Annotated in this window: 12 protein-coding genes; 8 read left to right on the top strand and 4 right to left on the bottom strand. The window is 49.5% G+C overall.

The window, feature by feature from the left end; genetic code table 11:
• Nucleotides 1–71 precede the first annotated feature (71 nt).
• From folD to I1H34_RS07575, 5 genes are all read left to right on the top strand, one after another.
• The gene (gene folD, locus I1H34_RS07595; protein ID WP_212665068.1) at nt 72–959 is read left to right on the top strand and encodes a bifunctional methylenetetrahydrofolate dehydrogenase/methenyltetrahydrofolate cyclohydrolase FolD; all 888 of its coding nucleotides are present in this window, start codon (nt 72–74) and stop codon (nt 957–959) included.
• Nucleotides 960–1,072: 113 nt separating this feature from the next.
• Nucleotides 1,073–2,023 (top strand): geranylgeranyl diphosphate synthase CrtE, encoded by a 951-nt coding sequence (gene crtE / locus I1H34_RS07590; protein WP_212665067.1) that lies wholly within the window; start codon nt 1,073–1,075, stop codon nt 2,021–2,023.
• Between the two features lie 42 nt (nt 2,024–2,065).
• Nucleotides 2,066–2,530 carry a divergent PAP2 family protein gene (locus I1H34_RS07585; RefSeq protein WP_212665066.1) on the top strand — a complete coding sequence of 155 codons (465 nt, stop codon included), beginning with the start codon at nt 2,066–2,068 and terminating at the stop codon, nt 2,528–2,530.
• Between the two features lie 165 nt (nt 2,531–2,695).
• Nucleotides 2,696–6,481, top strand: coding sequence for a magnesium chelatase subunit H (gene bchH / locus I1H34_RS07580; RefSeq protein ID WP_212665065.1), 3,786 nt, complete (start codon nt 2,696–2,698; stop codon nt 6,479–6,481).
• A 164-nt stretch (nt 6,482–6,645) separates the two neighbouring features.
• On the top strand, nt 6,646–7,425 hold the full coding sequence (locus I1H34_RS07575) for a sulfite exporter TauE/SafE family protein (protein ID WP_212665064.1): 780 nt from the start codon (nt 6,646–6,648) through the stop codon (nt 7,423–7,425).
• Between the two features lie 247 nt (nt 7,426–7,672).
• Here I1H34_RS07575 and I1H34_RS07570 read toward each other — a convergent pair whose 3' ends face one another.
• The 3 genes from I1H34_RS07570 to I1H34_RS07560 form a co-directional block, all read right to left on the bottom strand.
• The gene (locus I1H34_RS07570) at nt 7,673–8,995 is read right to left on the bottom strand and encodes a S41 family peptidase (protein ID WP_212666184.1); all 1,323 of its coding nucleotides are present in this window, start codon (nt 8,993–8,995) and stop codon (nt 7,673–7,675) included.
• A gap of 62 nt (nt 8,996–9,057) precedes the next feature.
• Entirely contained in the window at nt 9,058–9,210 is a 153-nt protein-coding gene (locus I1H34_RS07565; protein WP_212665063.1) for a hypothetical protein, read from the bottom strand.
• Nucleotides 9,207–9,749: a dihydrofolate reductase family protein gene (locus I1H34_RS07560; RefSeq protein WP_212665062.1), complete on the bottom strand. Its 543-nt coding sequence runs from the start codon at nt 9,747–9,749 to the stop codon at nt 9,207–9,209. The genes I1H34_RS07565 and I1H34_RS07560 overlap by 4 nt, the downstream gene beginning before the upstream one ends.
• A 165-nt stretch (nt 9,750–9,914) precedes the next feature.
• On the opposite strand from I1H34_RS07560, the gene I1H34_RS07555 reads away from it, so the two are divergent.
• Together I1H34_RS07555 and I1H34_RS07550 are read left to right on the top strand one after the other, a co-directional pair.
• Complete coding sequence (locus I1H34_RS07555; RefSeq protein WP_212665061.1) at nt 9,915–10,883, top strand: hypothetical protein; 969 nt, start codon at nt 9,915–9,917, stop codon at nt 10,881–10,883.
• A 177-nt stretch (nt 10,884–11,060) separates the two neighbouring features.
• Nucleotides 11,061–11,798 carry a hypothetical protein gene (locus tag I1H34_RS07550; RefSeq protein ID WP_212665060.1) on the top strand — a complete coding sequence of 246 codons (738 nt, stop codon included), beginning with the start codon at nt 11,061–11,063 and terminating at the stop codon, nt 11,796–11,798.
• A 60-nt stretch (nt 11,799–11,858) separates the two neighbouring features.
• Here I1H34_RS07550 and I1H34_RS07545 read toward each other — a convergent pair whose 3' ends face one another.
• Nucleotides 11,859–12,725, bottom strand: coding sequence for a DUF928 domain-containing protein (locus I1H34_RS07545; protein ID WP_212665059.1), 867 nt, complete (start codon nt 12,723–12,725; stop codon nt 11,859–11,861).
• A 325-nt stretch (nt 12,726–13,050) separates the two neighbouring features.
• Between I1H34_RS07545 and shc the strand changes: the two genes are divergently transcribed.
• The gene (gene shc / locus I1H34_RS07540) at nt 13,051–14,970 is read left to right on the top strand and encodes a squalene--hopene cyclase (RefSeq protein ID WP_212665058.1); all 1,920 of its coding nucleotides are present in this window, start codon (nt 13,051–13,053) and stop codon (nt 14,968–14,970) included.
• Nucleotides 14,971–14,977 lie beyond the last annotated feature (7 nt).

The raw sequence follows: 14,977 nt of genomic DNA, 5'->3' as shown, positions 1-14,977 counted from the left end.
ACTATCTCGAAATTTAAGGTAAACCTATACAATCGAGAAGCACTTTTAACCGCATCAGAAGGACATGACCGATGCCTGTTGAGTCTTCCAAGCTGCTGGATGGCAAGGGACTAGCCCAAAAAATTCAAGGGGAGCTGACCGCCCAAATCCAAATTTTGCAAGCCGAAATAGGTCGTCCGCCCGGATTAGCTGTTCTGATGGTGGGAGATAACCCGGCGAGTGCAGCCTATGTTCGCAATAAAGAGCGGGCCTGCGAACGGCTAGGGATTGCTTCTTTTGGTCATCATTTCCCTACAGAGGTGGCCTTTGATGAAGTGAAGCAAACGATTCATGACTTAAATGCTAATCCTCAAGTCGATGGCATTCTGGTGCAGTTGCCCTTGCCCCCCCATTTAGATTCCACGGCCCTACTCTACGAGATCGATCCGGATAAAGATGTGGATGGTTTACATCCCTTAAGTTTAGGACGACTGGTGCGTGGTGAGTCTGGGTTGCGCAGCTGTACCCCCGCAGGGGTGATGCGATTGTTAGCTGCCTATGATGTTGAGTTGTCAGGTAAGCATGCGGTGGTCATTGGCCGCAGTATTTTGGTGGGCAAACCTGTATCTCTGATGCTGTTGGCAGCCAATGCCACAGTGACGATGGCCCATTCTCGCACCCCTGATTTAGCCGCTGTTACCCGCACTGCTGACGTGTTGGTGGCGGCTGTCGGCAAGCCAGGACTGATTACGGCAGATATGGTCAAACCTGGGGCTGTCGTAATTGATGTGGGGATTAGCCGACAAGAGGTTGAGGGTAAAGCCCGATTAGTGGGGGATGTAGAGTTTGCCTCAGTTCAGCCTCAAAGTTCATTGATTACTCCTGTACCGGGGGGCGTGGGTCCGATGACTGTATCCATGCTTTTGGAGAATACGGTGTGGAGTTATAGGCAACGGCACAAAGGATCATACAATAGTTGAACTAGCCTCATGGTTGAGATCGCACTAAATCAATGCTGTCAACAACTAGAGGGCTTTTTTTGCCCGACTTAGAGTGACCATTTCATCGTCAAAGATCACGAAGGATCACCAGGATGATATCCGCTGAAAACCCTCAGAAAACCTCATCTACCCAAGATTTGTCTGGTTCAACCCCCTCCAATTTCAACCTTGTAGACTATCTCTCTCAGCGGCGAGAACTGGTGGAGGCCGCGTTAGATGCCTCTATTCCCGTGGTCTACCCCGAAAAAATTTATGAGGCGATGCGGTACTCCTTAATGGCGGGAGGAAAGCGTCTCCGACCTATTTTATGCTTGGCGGCTTGTGAACTGGCTGGTGGCACCATTGAGATGGCAATGCCCACAGCTTGTGCCCTAGAAATGATCCATACGATGTCACTGATTCATGACGATCTACCCGCCATGGATAACGATGACTTTCGTCGGGGCAAGCCCACCAACCACAAGAAATATGGCGAAGATATCGCCATTCTGGCAGGCGATGGGTTGTTGGCCTATGCCTATGAGCATGTAGCGATTCAGACCCAGCAGGTTCCGCCAGAACAGGTTTTGAAGGTCGTTGCCCGTCTGGGACATGCGGTGGCTGCTACGGGTTTAGTGGGGGGCCAAGTCGTTGATTTAGAGTCCGAGGGAGCGGAAGATGTCACCCTCTCGACTTTGAACTTTATCCATGCCCATAAAACCGGGGCATTGCTAGAAGCGTCGGTTTTATCGGGAGCAGAACTGGCAGGTGCGGATCAAGAACTCTTGGATCGATGCTCCAAATATGCCCGCAATATCGGTCTTGCATTCCAAATTATTGACGATGTATTGGATGTGACGGCAACCAGTGAAAAGCTAGGAAAAACGGCAGGCAAAGATGTAGAAGCCCAGAAAGCGACTTACCCCAGTCTCTGGGGCATTCCAGAGTCAAAGCGACAAGCCCAACATCTGATTGAAGAAGCGAAAGCAGAGCTAGCCGTTTATGGTGATCAATCGGCTCCATTACAGGCTCTGGCTGATTTTATTACTTCTCGTCAATCCTAGATTCTGTAAAATGCTCTCCTTGTCTAAGTCTCGACGATAAATATGCAGGATTTTGGCAATATTATCAACAACCAGGTTTTGCTGGTTTCCTTGGCAGCAAGTTTGCTGGCCCAAAGCCTCAAGATCATTATTGATCTCGCTCAAAACGGCAAAATCAATTTCCGGGTACTGGTAGAAACAGGAGGCATGCCCAGTTCCCATTCAGCGTCGGTGACGACCTTGGCCACCTGTGTGGGGCAAGTCCATGGATGGGATAGTACGGAATTTGCGATCGCAACGGTTTTTGCCATCATCGTCATGTATGATGCAGCCGGCGTGCGCCAGGCAGCAGGCAAGCAGGCCAAGGTCCTCAATCAGATTGTGGATGAAATGTTTCAAGAGCATCCCGAATTTAATGAAGACCGTCTCAAGGAACTTCTGGGCCATACGCCTGTACAAGTGATTGTGGGCTCGATCTTAGGCGTGGGTATTGCTATCCTGCTCGGTCCAGCGGGGTTGCTATTCTAAGGCTCGGTTTTATGCCTTAATCCATCACGAAATAAATTATTTTGCCAACGCCCTGCGATGGGGCAAGGTTGTCGTTCAGGGAAACTGTCCGAAACTCTTCTGCTAAAACCCCTGAAAGATCATTAAGATTTAGGAAGAGACGTCAACCGATTTTAGGCTGCACAGATGGCACGGATAGTTCTGATTGCGGGATTTGAGTCCTTTAATATCGATTTGTATATCAGAGCTGCCGAGCTGGCACAAGCCCGCTGTCCGGGTTTGGAAGTGCGGATCTTTAGCGATCGCGATATTAACGCTGACCCAGATGCTGTCACCGCTGCCTTACAAGGGGCGGATGTCTTCTTTAGCAGCTTAGTTTTCGATTACGACCAGGTCCTGTGGCTGCAGGAGCGGGTGCAGGATATTCCCATTCGCTTGGTATTTGAATCGGCATTGGAACTGATGAGCCTGACCCAGTTAGGCAAGTTTGTGATTGGCGAGAAACCCAAGGGCATGCCCAAGCCCGTCAAATTTATTCTGGATAAGTTTGGCAGTGGCAAAGAAGAAGACAAGCTGGCCGGGTATATCAGCTTTCTCAAAGTTGGACCTAAGCTGCTCAAGTATGTCCCTGGCAAAAAGGTTCAGGATCTCCGTAACTGGCTGATTATCTACGGCTATTGGAATGCCGGGGGGCCTGAGAATGTAGCCGCCATGTGTTGGACCTTGGCCGAAAAATATCTGAACTTACCCCTCAACGCTGAAATTCCCCCTCCCATCGAAACCCCCAATATTGGCCTGCTCCATCCAGACTATGAAGGCTTTTTTGATTCCCCTCAGGATTATCTAGACTGGTATCGCATCGATCGATTGCCCTTCCTCTGGAAGGCCGGGGCGACGTCAGCAACCCGCCACATCCATTTTGACCAACCCCCAGTGGTGGGAATTCTGCTGTATCGCAAGCATGTGATTACCAAACAACCCTATATCCCTCAAATGATTCGCAAGTTTGAGGAAGCGGGACTAATTCCCTTGCCAATTTTCATTAACGGGGTGGAAGGCCATGTGGCCGTGCGAGATCTGATGACCACCCGCCATGAACAGGCGCAACGCCAGCAGGGCACTAAGGAGATCTTATCCTTATCTGAGAAGGCGGCTGAAGTAGATGCCATTGTCTCGACGATTGGCTTCCCTCTTGTGGGCGGCCCTGCAGGCTCCATGGAAGCGGGACGGCAAGTAGCGGTAGCCAAGCAGATTCTCAGCGCCAAGAACGTGCCTTACCTTGTAGCCGCTCCTCTGCTGATTCAGGATATTTATTCTTGGACCCGTCAGGGGATTGGTGGTCTGCAAAGTGTGGTTCTTTATGCCCTGCCCGAACTGGATGGGGCCATTGATACGATTCCCCTCGGCGGGCTAGTCGGCAATGACATTTACATCGTGCCAGAACGGGTGGATCGATTGACCGGACGGCTAAAGCAGTGGATTTCCCTGCGCCAGAAGCCTATGGCCGAGCGAAAGCTGGCTGTTCTGCTCTATGGATTTCCACCGGGGTATGGGGCAACGGGAACCGCAGCCCTTTTAAATGTTCCTAAATCTTTGCTGAGTCTCCTTAGGTCCCTCAAAGCCCAGGGCTACAACGTGGGGGATCTGCCAGAGGATGGTGAAGAAATTATCAACTGGGTGCGAGAAGCAGATAATGGCTTAGGCGATCCGGCCCAGATGAATGGCCATGATGGATCGACCTCTGTCAATGTTCGTCAGCTCGAACGGTGGTTGGGGTATTTGCTCACCCACCGCATTGAAAAGCAATGGAACTCTCTGACGGGCACCGGGATTAAAACCAATGGTGAAGAATTCAGCGTCGGCGGCATCCAAATGGGGAATGTCTGGATTGGCGTCCAGCCCCCCTTAGGCTTATCCGGCGACCCCATGCGTCTGATGTTTGAGCGGGATCTGACGCCCCATCCTCAATATGCAGCCTTTTATAAGTGGCTACAAAATGGCTTCCAGGCCGATGGGGTAATCCACTTTGGGATGCATGGCACCGTGGAATGGCTACCGGGAAGTCCCCTGGGGAATACCGGCTATTCCTGGCCGGATGTGCTGCTGGGGAATATTCCTAACCTCTATATCTACGCTGCCAACAATCCCTCTGAGTCGATCTTGGCCAAGCGTCGAGGATATGGGGTTTTGATCTCCCATAACGTCCCCCCCTATGGTCGAGCGGAACTGTATAAAGAGCTAGCCGCCTTACGAGATCTGATTCAGGAATATCGCGAAGACCCTGAGAAAAATGCGGTGTTACGGGAAGCCATCTGTAAAAAAATTATTGATGCGGGCATTGATGCAGACTGCCCGTTCCAGGAAGCCAAACGGGGAGGCATTGAATTCACCCCTGAAAATGCTCGCATGTTTAGTGCCGAGGCCTTTAACCACTATTTAGTGGAGCTATACGAATATCTGCAAGTGCTAGAAACGCGGTTATTCTCTTCGGGGCTGCATGTATTGGGCGAATCCCCCGATGCTGAAAAGCTAGAGAGCTACCTTGAGGCTTACTTTGGGGAGGAGTTGCCTGAAGCTGCGATCGCAGCCGTTGCTACGGGCGAAGCATCCGATCAGATCCGCCAACGGTTTGAACTCAATGGCAGCACTCCCAAGCTAGAAGAAGCGCTACAAATCCGTAGCCTACTGGCTCAAACTAGCGATGAACTCACCAACCTTCTGCGGGGGTTAAACGGAGAATATGTGCCCCCGGCCCCTGGCGGTGACCTACTCCGGGATGGCCCTGGTGTTTTACCTACAGGCCGGAATATCCATGCCCTCGATCCCTACCGGATGCCTTCTCCAGCTGCCTATGAGCGAGGTCGGGAGATTGCCCGCAAGATATTGGAGCAAAACCTAGAAGACAAAGGCACCTACCCAGAAACCGTAGCGGTGATGCTGTGGGGATTAGATGCCATTAAGACCCGAGGGGAATCCTTGGGCATTCTTTTGGAACTCGTCGGGGCAGAACCCATCAAAGAAGGGACAGGGCGGATTGTTCGCTATGGTCTCACTCCCTTAGATCAGCTAGACCATCCCCGCGTGGATGTCTTAGCAAATCTATCCGGTATCTTCCGCGATAGCTTTGTCAATATCATTGAGCTGTTGGATGACCTGTTCTTACGCGCGGCTGAAGCAGACGAACCCCCAGAGCAAAACTTTATTCGCAAACATGCCCTAGCCCTGAAAGAGCAGGGGGTCGAGAATGTCTCGGCTCGCCTCTTCTCTAACCCTGCCGGAGATTTTGGTTCCTTGGTCAACGACCGAGTCACAGATTCCAACTGGGAGTCTTCCGATGAGTTAGGGCAAACCTGGAGCGATCGCAATGCCTTTAGCTATGGCCGAAATGATAAAGGCCAAGCCCGTCCTGAAGTCCTGCAAACCCTGCTTAAAAGTACAGAGCAAATCGTCCAAGAAATTGACTCGGTGGAATATGGTCTGACGGATATTCAGGAATACTATGCCAACACAGGTGGCCTGAAATTGGCGGCTGAAAAACAGCGGGGCAGTAAGGTTAAAGCCAACTTTGTTGAAAGTTTTTCTAAAGACACGACTCCCCGGGATTTAGATTCGCTGTTGCGGATGGAGTACCGAACTAAGCTGCTTAATCCCAAATGGGCGGATGCGATGGCGGATCAAGGATCTGGCGGAGCCTATGAAATTTCCCAGCGAATGACGGCCCTGATTGGTTGGGGCGGTACGGCTGATTTCCAAGAAGGTTGGGTTTATGACCAGGCTGCAGAGACCTATGCCCTAGATCCAGAAATGGCTGAAAAACTACGCCAATCTAATCCTGAAGCCTTCCGTAATATTGTGGGCAGAATGCTAGAAGCTCACGGTCGCGGCTTTTGGAGCCCCGATCAGGATACTCTAGATCAACTCCGTGCGTTGTATGAGCTAACGGACGAAGAGCTAGAAGGGGTTAAAGTTTAAAGGCTTGAACATCATCTGGGATCTGTTGCTTTAGCCATTCAATTACATCTGGTGACAACGATAGGCCACCTATCTCCGAGATCTTCTCAAAGCCGAGATGATTGATGGAGACAGTGCCTGTAAATGAGGACTGTGGCGTGCTTCCAGTAGCGAATTAGGCAGATATGTTTACCACTGTTATAGGTCATGTATTGGCCGTTTGTATTGGTCTTAGTTTGGGCCTGATTGGTGGGGGCGGTTCCATCTTGGCGGTTCCTATTTTGGTTTATGTGATGGGAGTGGGAGCTAAGGTTGCGATCGCAATGAGTCTCGTCATTGTGGGAACAGTGAGCCTGGTGGGTGCGATTCCCCATGGGTTACAGGGAAATGTCAATCTCAAAATGGCTCTTGTCTTTACGCCAGCAGCAATGGTGGGGGCCTATCTGGGTGCACGTCTAACGGCACTGCCCTCGATCACAGAGACCATCCAGCTAATCTGTTTTGGCGTGGTCATGGTGATTGCCAGTGTTTTAATGATTCAAAAAAGCAAGACAGAAATTGTCGATGCTGCCCTCATAATCGAGGAGCAGGGTGCATCATCCATCCAGCATTATGGGTGGATTATTCCATTAGAGGGCCTAGGGGTTGGCGTTCTGACCGGATTTGTCGGAGTGGGGGGAGGATTCTTAATCATCCCGGCTCTGGTGCTGTTCGGCGGGATTCCGATGAAAGAGGCGATTGGCACCTCTCTAGTCATTATCGCGGCCAAGTCAGGGACTGGTTTTTTGGGGTATATCCATCAAGTCACAGTGGATTGGGCATTGGTTGGGTCTCTGACGGTGGCTGCGAGTCTGGGCACGCTGGTGGGATCGTATCTAACCCGCTTTATCAATGATGAGGATCTACAAACAGGATTTGGCTACTTTGTCTTTTTGGTTGCTATCTTTGTGCTGATCCGTCACTAGTCGGGGACAGGGCAGTAGAAATCGGCCTAGTTTAACCTGCAAGAGCCTGTGGTGGAGACCCGCATTAATTTCCTCTTGATACCCTAGAGCACGGCGCTAAGTCAGAGGTTAACCATCGCGTTGAGATAGGGCTAGGCTTCGTCGCGATCGTCGAAACGAATTTACTCCTAGAATTGGGTAATCTTCATGGCCTTTTCCCGCGATCAAAAGGGTATCGCTCGATTCCGAATGTGCGATCGCAACGTTGTTAATTCATGACTAAGGATTTTAGGTATGAGTACAGATACTGGGTGGCAACGGTGACCTTTTCCCAACGATGTTTTTCAACTTGTTTATTGAGTTCGGCTACCGCTTTTGCATATTGAGGATCCGATTCCGTGCCTAGTTTGCTTGGGTTTTGAAAAAGGTCGCCTCGTTGTTTGTCGGTGAGTTTGACTTCGATATCGGGCTCAATGCCTTTTTTATGAATATCTCGACCATTGGGAGTCATATATTTAGAAACGGTTACGGCTAAAGCAGAGTCATCCTCCAAAGGCATTACAGACTGAACGAGTCCTTTTCCAAAGGTCTGAGTTCCGAGCAAGATTGCGCGCTGATGATCTTGCAATGCCCCGGCCAAAATCTCACTGGCACTGGCAGACCCTCCATCCACCAGAATGACAAGAGGCCTATCCGTTAGGGTGTTTTTATCAGAAGTGAGTTTATCTTCGCCCCCTTTTCGATCCACAGTGGCCACAATCGTCCCTTCCCCCATCCACATCCGGGCGATTTCAGCACTGGAATACAGTAATCCACCCGGATTTGAGCGCAGGTCTAGAACGAATCCGGTCACCCGTTGTTTTTCCAATTCTTGAATGGCTTTGCGCATTTCAGCAGTGGCGTTGTTGCTAAATTGGTTGAGGCGGATATAGCCAACTGTTCCTGCTGGGGTCGTTTGAGTGGAAAATCGAACAGGATGGATTTCAATGCGAGCCCGCTTGATCTTAAAACTCAACTGCTCCTGACCCCGTAAAACGGTGAGAGTCACGTTGGAGTTAACGGGACCTCGAATGAGGCTGACCGCTTCATTCAAATCCATCCCTCTGATGTTCGTATCATCCACTTGAACGATCACATCTTTGTTTAAGAGTCCTGCTTGGGATGCGGGACTTCCTTCAATCGGAGCAATAACGGTGATGTCTTTTGTCTTTTCATCCTGGGTGATTTGTACACCCACTCCAGTCAGCTCACCAGACGTATCAATTTGCATGTTCTTAAACTGCTTTGGGTCCAAAAAGCGAGTATAGGGATCCTCAAGTTTGTCCAGCATTTCGCGGACTGCGTCATAGACTTCTTCTTTGGACGTATAGGTGCGGTTTAAGTATTGGCTGCGAACAGCAAGCCAATTTGTATCATTGAAGGTTGTATCTAAATAATCACCGTTGATAACTTGCCAAACCTCGTCAATGATGGCTTTGGAGGAATCGGACTTTGGGGCTGCCCAGGTCTTAGGGGGGGAGAAAGCGGTTGTGACGGCTGCTATTGAGAGTGCTGTAGATAGAAGCGCAACCTGGAGCCGAAGAATAAACATAATCGTGATGAGAGTTTGACGGGGCAATATTGGCATGGGTAAGGCGAGAGCATGCCACAATCCTAGCGTTGGGTGATCAGCGATGAGGGTGGGAAGGCTTGAGTCTCTGATGAGATCTTACTGACCATACAGCAATACAGATCTGCGATCGCATCACATTCATCCTGTCTATACACCTGGGTGAACTGACTGGGAAGTGAGGGAGCATGTTTCAAGGAACGGCATATTTAAGTTGGACAAATCCAAAGTCATAGGTGTGGGAGCTGAGGTGAGTCAGCTGCAGATCCTTTGCCAAGGAACCGAATAGAGGTATCCCGTCACCTAACAGAATAGGAATCACGGTGATGGTGAGTTTATCAATCAGGCCCGCTGCCAAAAATCTCTGGATGGTCACCCCACCATCTATATATAAATGCTGGGCACCTTCCTTGGCGAGACGGTTGTAGAGCATGGGTGGGGTTTCTGCTGAGTGTGTAATGCAGGTAGGTAAGTGGTCAGGGAATTTGATAGGGCTTTGACTCAAGACAATGACTCGGGTTTGACCGTAGGGCCACTCCCCAAAAGATAGAACCTGTTCATAGGTCTTGCGCCCCATGATGAGGACATCCACCGATGCCATAAAGGCTTGATAACCGCAATCTTCCCCCTCCGGGACAGTTGCATTGGCATCATCGAGCCAGTCGATGTCTCCATTTTTCCTGGCAATAAACCCATCTAAGCTGGTCGCAATAAAAACAGAAACTTTTGTGCTCATGGGTAGCCATTGACCTCTTTAATTTTGACTTTATCCAGAGTTTTTAATTACTATTTCAGTAAAGTAAATAGACTATTTAGTGTTATAAAACGATGGGGGAATTGGTGATATTTTGCAAAAACTATGAAATTTTTTCAGTGGCTGCTCACAGTAGTTGCACTTCTCATGAGTTCAGGTTTGTTGATTTCAGGTGAGTGGATTGGTTTTATCATTGCACTACTCGCCGTCATCCTTGTGGCCCCTCCCATTCAAGGACGCCTCAATCAGCGTTTCCCCTGGCTAAAATCTCGCTTCTTGAAAATATTTTTAGCCGTGATGGTTTTGTTTGCGGCATTGATGGTGACAGGGGGAAATCTGGTCCGCTTTACCAATGTAGCCGTTTGTAAATCCCCGGTAGACGGCCAGTGTGAAAAGCATGAGATTGCTTTCTTAGAACAAACTCAAACCATTTCGGTCAGCGCGAAACTCCGAAAAGGTAAAGCAGCTAAACAGGTTAAGGTTACTCTGGATTATTGGCCAGAGCCTGACCAAGAGTCTGAGGTGTTTAGCAATGTATTTGATGTGCCGAAGGGGAAACGAGAGGTGGCCCTGCAGCTAGATCAGGTTAATCTGCAGCCTGGTACCTACCGCGTTACGTTAATGCCGGAAGGAATTGGTCAGCAAAAACCGTTGGCCGAAGAGCAGATCTTTTCTGTATGGACTGATCCTGAGGATGTCACCAAGCGTAATGAGGGGGATATTGAGGATGCTGGTTTAAATAACAGCATCAGTGGTATCAAAATTTGTGAGGGGAGTAGCGATGCTAAAGAACCTTGTGCCGAAGATTTGAGTGAACTCTCGATTGACATCACAACTCTAGCCTTTACGGCTAAATTGCCCAGCATTGCGAATGTACAATTCCGAGGAGATTCTGAAATCACTTATATCCTCCGCTATCTTGGCAAGACCAAGGATGACAAAATTCCCCCCATTCAAGTTTTTCGAGAAACGAGTGAGCTAGATCGCAAGGTTGGGGCCTTTACCTTAGGGATTACACCCTCTAAAAAAAGGTTTCGTCCAGGAGAGTATGAATTGCTCACCTCACTAGAAGCTAGATCATCGCGCCCCATTCGCAAATTATTCCGGTTGAAGTGATGGCTTGGCCGTTGATAAGCAGTAGGACATAATTAATTTCACAACATTTTTGCTAAAACCCTGGCTTAGCAAGGAAATAGATTGTAATTACTTCTGCTTAAGTGCTTATCAGCTTTTTACTGGCTGTATTTTGTGGTGAAGAGAAAACGTTAATCTAACCAAGCAGAATTAATCAGGATGGCGTTGTTACAGGAGCTGACGGAAGAAGAAAAAAGCTTTATCCCCACCTACTGCCGCTTATGGAACGGAATCACGATTTCAACCAGCAGGCTTGATCGAAATCAAGTTCAAGGCGTAATTCAAAGGATATACGAAATCCTTGGCTTGGCTTATCCGAATATTCACTATTGTGATGGCCCTCATGCTCTGGCAGCAAGTACTAAAGGCCGGTTTGATAACCTATATTATTGCCAGGATGGCATGGTTTTCCCGACCCTGGAAATGGCAAGAATCCATGATCTTCAACAACGCTTTCGTGGGAGTATCGGTTCTTGGGATTGGTCATTGGCCTATCCATGCAACCAAGTTAAAGGTGGCTATATTGACGAGAGTCTGGCCAATTTTTTGCAGCATGAATTTCTGGATGATCTACCCCTGAGCTGGAGAAGGGAAAAGGGTATATCTTGGATTTTCCCAAGATGTGGGTATACGACGGAAGCATGCATGCTAGATTTTCATTTTTCTGTTGCCCAACGAACCCTGAGGGCCCCGTATAATGTTCCGCTATGGCAAGCTTATAAGCACTTGATTCAAGTGTGTAGTTGGTTTATCGCCTTTGAATCAGATTGCTATCTCTGTGAACCCCCTACGACTTTTTTATTTGAGCGCAAGATTCCTACCCCAACGTCCATGCAATTTATCCATGAGGAGCAGCTGAAGATTGCAAGTTCTTCATGGGATGAGGATGAGATGTGAGGGATTTATTGCGGAACCCTTAGGATGAGGAGCCTATCAGCTTGATGAAGCCCTATCGAACTATTTTTGAGCAGCAATCTCCGAAAGTTGAACGGCGTCTGCTTCAAATAGTGTTTTCCATGTCTTACTAAGACGTCCATCCTCAGGCTTCTCCCGTCGAGCGGCGGCTAAGGCCTGCACGGCATCATACCAATAGCCTGCTTCTGCAAAGGCGTTGACCTGATCCTTAAGTTTAGATTTTGAGACCTTTTTAGCTACGTCTTGGGTAGGCGGTACATAGCGAATCCACCCATTGGCGATGATGCCATTGCGGCCCTTGCGAGTACAGAAGAGTCCCACGACCCATTGATAATCTGTTTTTGGTTTCAAGGCGAGGGTTGATTCTTGATCGGGGATGGAAATTCTAGATAGTCCTGCTTTACCTGAAGCCTGAAAAGTAGTGGAATAGACTTCTTTCCTAGAGCGACCTCCAGCCCCTACCTCGTACAAACTGAACTGGACGATGCGGTAGCTATTAGTGGGGGTAAACCAATAAAAGGTTGGAAAAGCCGTTGCACTTAAGCCAATATTACTTTTGGGCACCAATGTGGTGAGAGTGGGGCGACCACTAGTAGAACAGGCTTTAGGTTGACCTGGCTGTGGCGAAACGGCGGGATCACCCGGTAATTCCCAGATGGGCGGTGCATCCGGTCTGGGTAAGGGAATCGGAACCACTTGGCTAGGTCGTCGAGGTGCACTCTCGTTTAATGGCCCTTTCTTCGGTTCGAATGCCCGTGTCGCCAACCCTCGTCGATTTCCGGGTTTTTCCAAATCACCGGGTGGCTTAAATCCAGCATGGCTAGGTAAGGCCGATAATAGAACTCCCACTAAGCCTCCCGCTGCTAATATCGCGATCCGTTTTGCAGGGGTAGAACAATATTTAGGCATGGGTAGTCAGCTGGGCCTCTCAAAAAATTAGGTGCAGAACGGTTCAAGGGAAGCTGGCGGAATTTTCCAGACACTAGGCACTTCCTCATCATACCCAAGCTATATCCTGACTACTTCATGAATTGAAGGGAGAACGCTGGTCGGGAAGCTATTGCTTGAGTAAAGGGGACAGGGTAATTTGTCTTGGGAGAACGGTTATTAAAATAGACTCCTACACTTCAGAATGTGTTCCAGCTAGGAGAGTGGAACCACAATCGTGCCGCACCTTTGCGGAATCCGGTAAGATGAATCGACTGTCGTCACGATTGACTGAATTTTAAGAGCTATGCCTGTTCGAGACAGAGTGAATTCTAAAACCCTCGAAGCTGCGATTGCAGCTTCGCAAAGCTATCTGCTTACCCAGCAAGATGAGAAAGGCTACTGGTGGGCAGAGCTAGAATCCAATGTTTCGATTACCTCTGAAGTGGTTCTGCTCCATAAGATTTGGGGCACGGATCGCAGTCGGCCTTTGGCGAAGGTGGAGACTTATTTGCGATCGCAACAGCGAGACCACGGCGGCTGGGAACTCTACTTTGGCGATGGCGGTGAAATCAGCGTTTCTGTAGAAGCGTATATGGCCCTCAAACTCTTGGGAGTTGCAGCTACCGATCCTGCGATGGTGCGGGCGAGAGAATTTATTTTGGAGCATGGGGGGATTAGCCGCACCCGCGTGTTTACCAAGCTGCATTTGGCGTTAATTGGCTGTTATGAGTGGCGAGGTATTCCCTCCTTACCGCCCTGGGTGATGTTGTTGCCGGAGCAATTTCCCGTCACCATTTACGAAATGTCCAGTTGGGCCAGGGGCAGTACCGTTCCCTTGCTGATCGTTATGGATCGAGAGCCAATCTACGCAGTCGAAGCTGGATTCAATCTGGATGAGCTCTATATAGAAGGCCGAAATCGCGCCCAATTTGATCTGCCCCTCAGCAACGAATGGACCGATGCGTTTATTTATCTAGATGGTCTATTCAAATTTGCCGAAGCCACCAATCTAGTCCCCTTCCGAGAAGAAGGGATTCGTGCTGCAGAACGTTGGATCTTGGAGCGTCAAGAAGCAACCGGTGACTGGGGCGGGATTATCCCGGCCATGCTCAATTCCTTACTGGGATTGAAAGCCCTGGAATACGATGTCCACGATCCGATTATTGAACGGGGTATGGCGGCTCTGGATGCCTTTGCCCTCGAAACCGAGGATCAATATTGGATTCAACCCTGTATTTCTCCTGTGTGGGATACGGCCCTGGTTGTGCGAGGGTTAGCCGAGTCCGGTTTAGCTCCAGACCATCCAGCCCTGGTGAAAGCGGGAGAATGGCTGCTAGATAAACAAATCCTAGATTACGGAGATTGGTCCGTTAAAAATCCAGGGGGCTTGCCAGGGGGCTGGGCCTTTGAGTTTGACAATCGATTTTATCCTGATGTGGACGATACAGCCGTTGTGGTCATGGCCTTAAACGAAGTCCAGTTGCCGGATGAACAGGCAAAGGATGCGGCCATTGTCAGAGCCACGAACTGGATTGCCACCATGCAATGCCGTCCTGGAGGATGGGCCGCCTTTGATATCAATAACGATCAAGACTGGCTGAATGCCTTGCCCTACGGGGACCTCAAAGCCATGATTGACCCCAATACTGCTGACGTCACTGCTCGTGTGCTGGAAATGATCGGGCGCTGTCATAAGACGACGGGGAAAGATAGCGTTGATCGGGCACTGCGGTATTTGCGAACCGAGCAAGAACCAGAAGGCTGCTGGTTTGGGCGTTGGGGAGTCAACTATATTTACGGTACGAGTGGCGTGTTGGCTGCCCTAGCCTTGATCGATCCGCAAGGTTGGCAATCTGAAATCAAACAAGCTGCCGCTTGGTTAGTGAGTTGTCAAAATCCTGATGGGGGTTGGGGCGAGACCTGTGGCAGCTATGATGACCCGAAGCTCAAAGGCCAAGGTCCTAGCACCGCTTCCCAAACGGCTTGGGCGCTTATGGGACTGCTGTCAGCAGGTGAAGCGACCTCCACTTATGCTGATGCAGCGATTGAGCGGGGCGTGAATTATCTCACGACCACGCAAAAGATGGATGGCACTTGGAATGAAGACTATTTCACAGGCACGGGTTTTCCTGGCCATTTCTATCTGAAATATCATCTTTACCAGCAGCATTTCCCCTTAACGGCCCTGGGCCGCTATCAAACAATGTTGCAACAAAATAGCTAAGTTTAAC

Origin of the sequence: Acaryochloris marina S15 (assembly GCF_018336915.1) — a bacterium.
GTDB classification, from domain to species: Bacteria; Cyanobacteriota; Cyanobacteriia; order Thermosynechococcales; family Thermosynechococcaceae; genus Acaryochloris; species Acaryochloris marina_A.
The sequence above is the reverse complement of the archived record's forward strand: the minus strand, read 5'-3'. Positions and strand labels throughout refer to the sequence as shown.

Bases quoted from the DNA above. Each gene is read 5' to 3' on its own strand.
- folD (WP_212665068.1), top strand. From the start codon at position 72: ATGCCTGTTGAGTCTTCCAAGCTGCTGGATGGCAAGGGACTAGCCCAA.
- crtE (WP_212665067.1), top strand. From the start codon at position 1,073: ATGATATCCGCTGAAAACCCTCAGAAAACCTCATCTACCCAAGATTTG.
- I1H34_RS07585 (WP_212665066.1), top strand. From the start codon at position 2,066: ATGCAGGATTTTGGCAATATTATCAACAACCAGGTTTTGCTGGTTTCC.
- bchH (WP_212665065.1), top strand. From the start codon at position 2,696: ATGGCACGGATAGTTCTGATTGCGGGATTTGAGTCCTTTAATATCGAT.
- I1H34_RS07575 (WP_212665064.1), top strand. From the start codon at position 6,646: ATGTTTACCACTGTTATAGGTCATGTATTGGCCGTTTGTATTGGTCTT.
- I1H34_RS07570 (WP_212666184.1), bottom strand. From the start codon at position 8,995: ATGTTTATTCTTCGGCTCCAGGTTGCGCTTCTATCTACAGCACTCTCA.
- I1H34_RS07560 (WP_212665062.1), bottom strand. From the start codon at position 9,749: ATGAGCACAAAAGTTTCTGTTTTTATTGCGACCAGCTTAGATGGGTTT.
- I1H34_RS07555 (WP_212665061.1), top strand. From the start codon at position 9,915: ATGAGTTCAGGTTTGTTGATTTCAGGTGAGTGGATTGGTTTTATCATT.
- I1H34_RS07550 (WP_212665060.1), top strand. From the start codon at position 11,061: ATGGCGTTGTTACAGGAGCTGACGGAAGAAGAAAAAAGCTTTATCCCC.
- I1H34_RS07545 (WP_212665059.1), bottom strand. From the start codon at position 12,725: ATGCCTAAATATTGTTCTACCCCTGCAAAACGGATCGCGATATTAGCA.
- shc (WP_212665058.1), top strand. From the start codon at position 13,051: ATGCCTGTTCGAGACAGAGTGAATTCTAAAACCCTCGAAGCTGCGATT.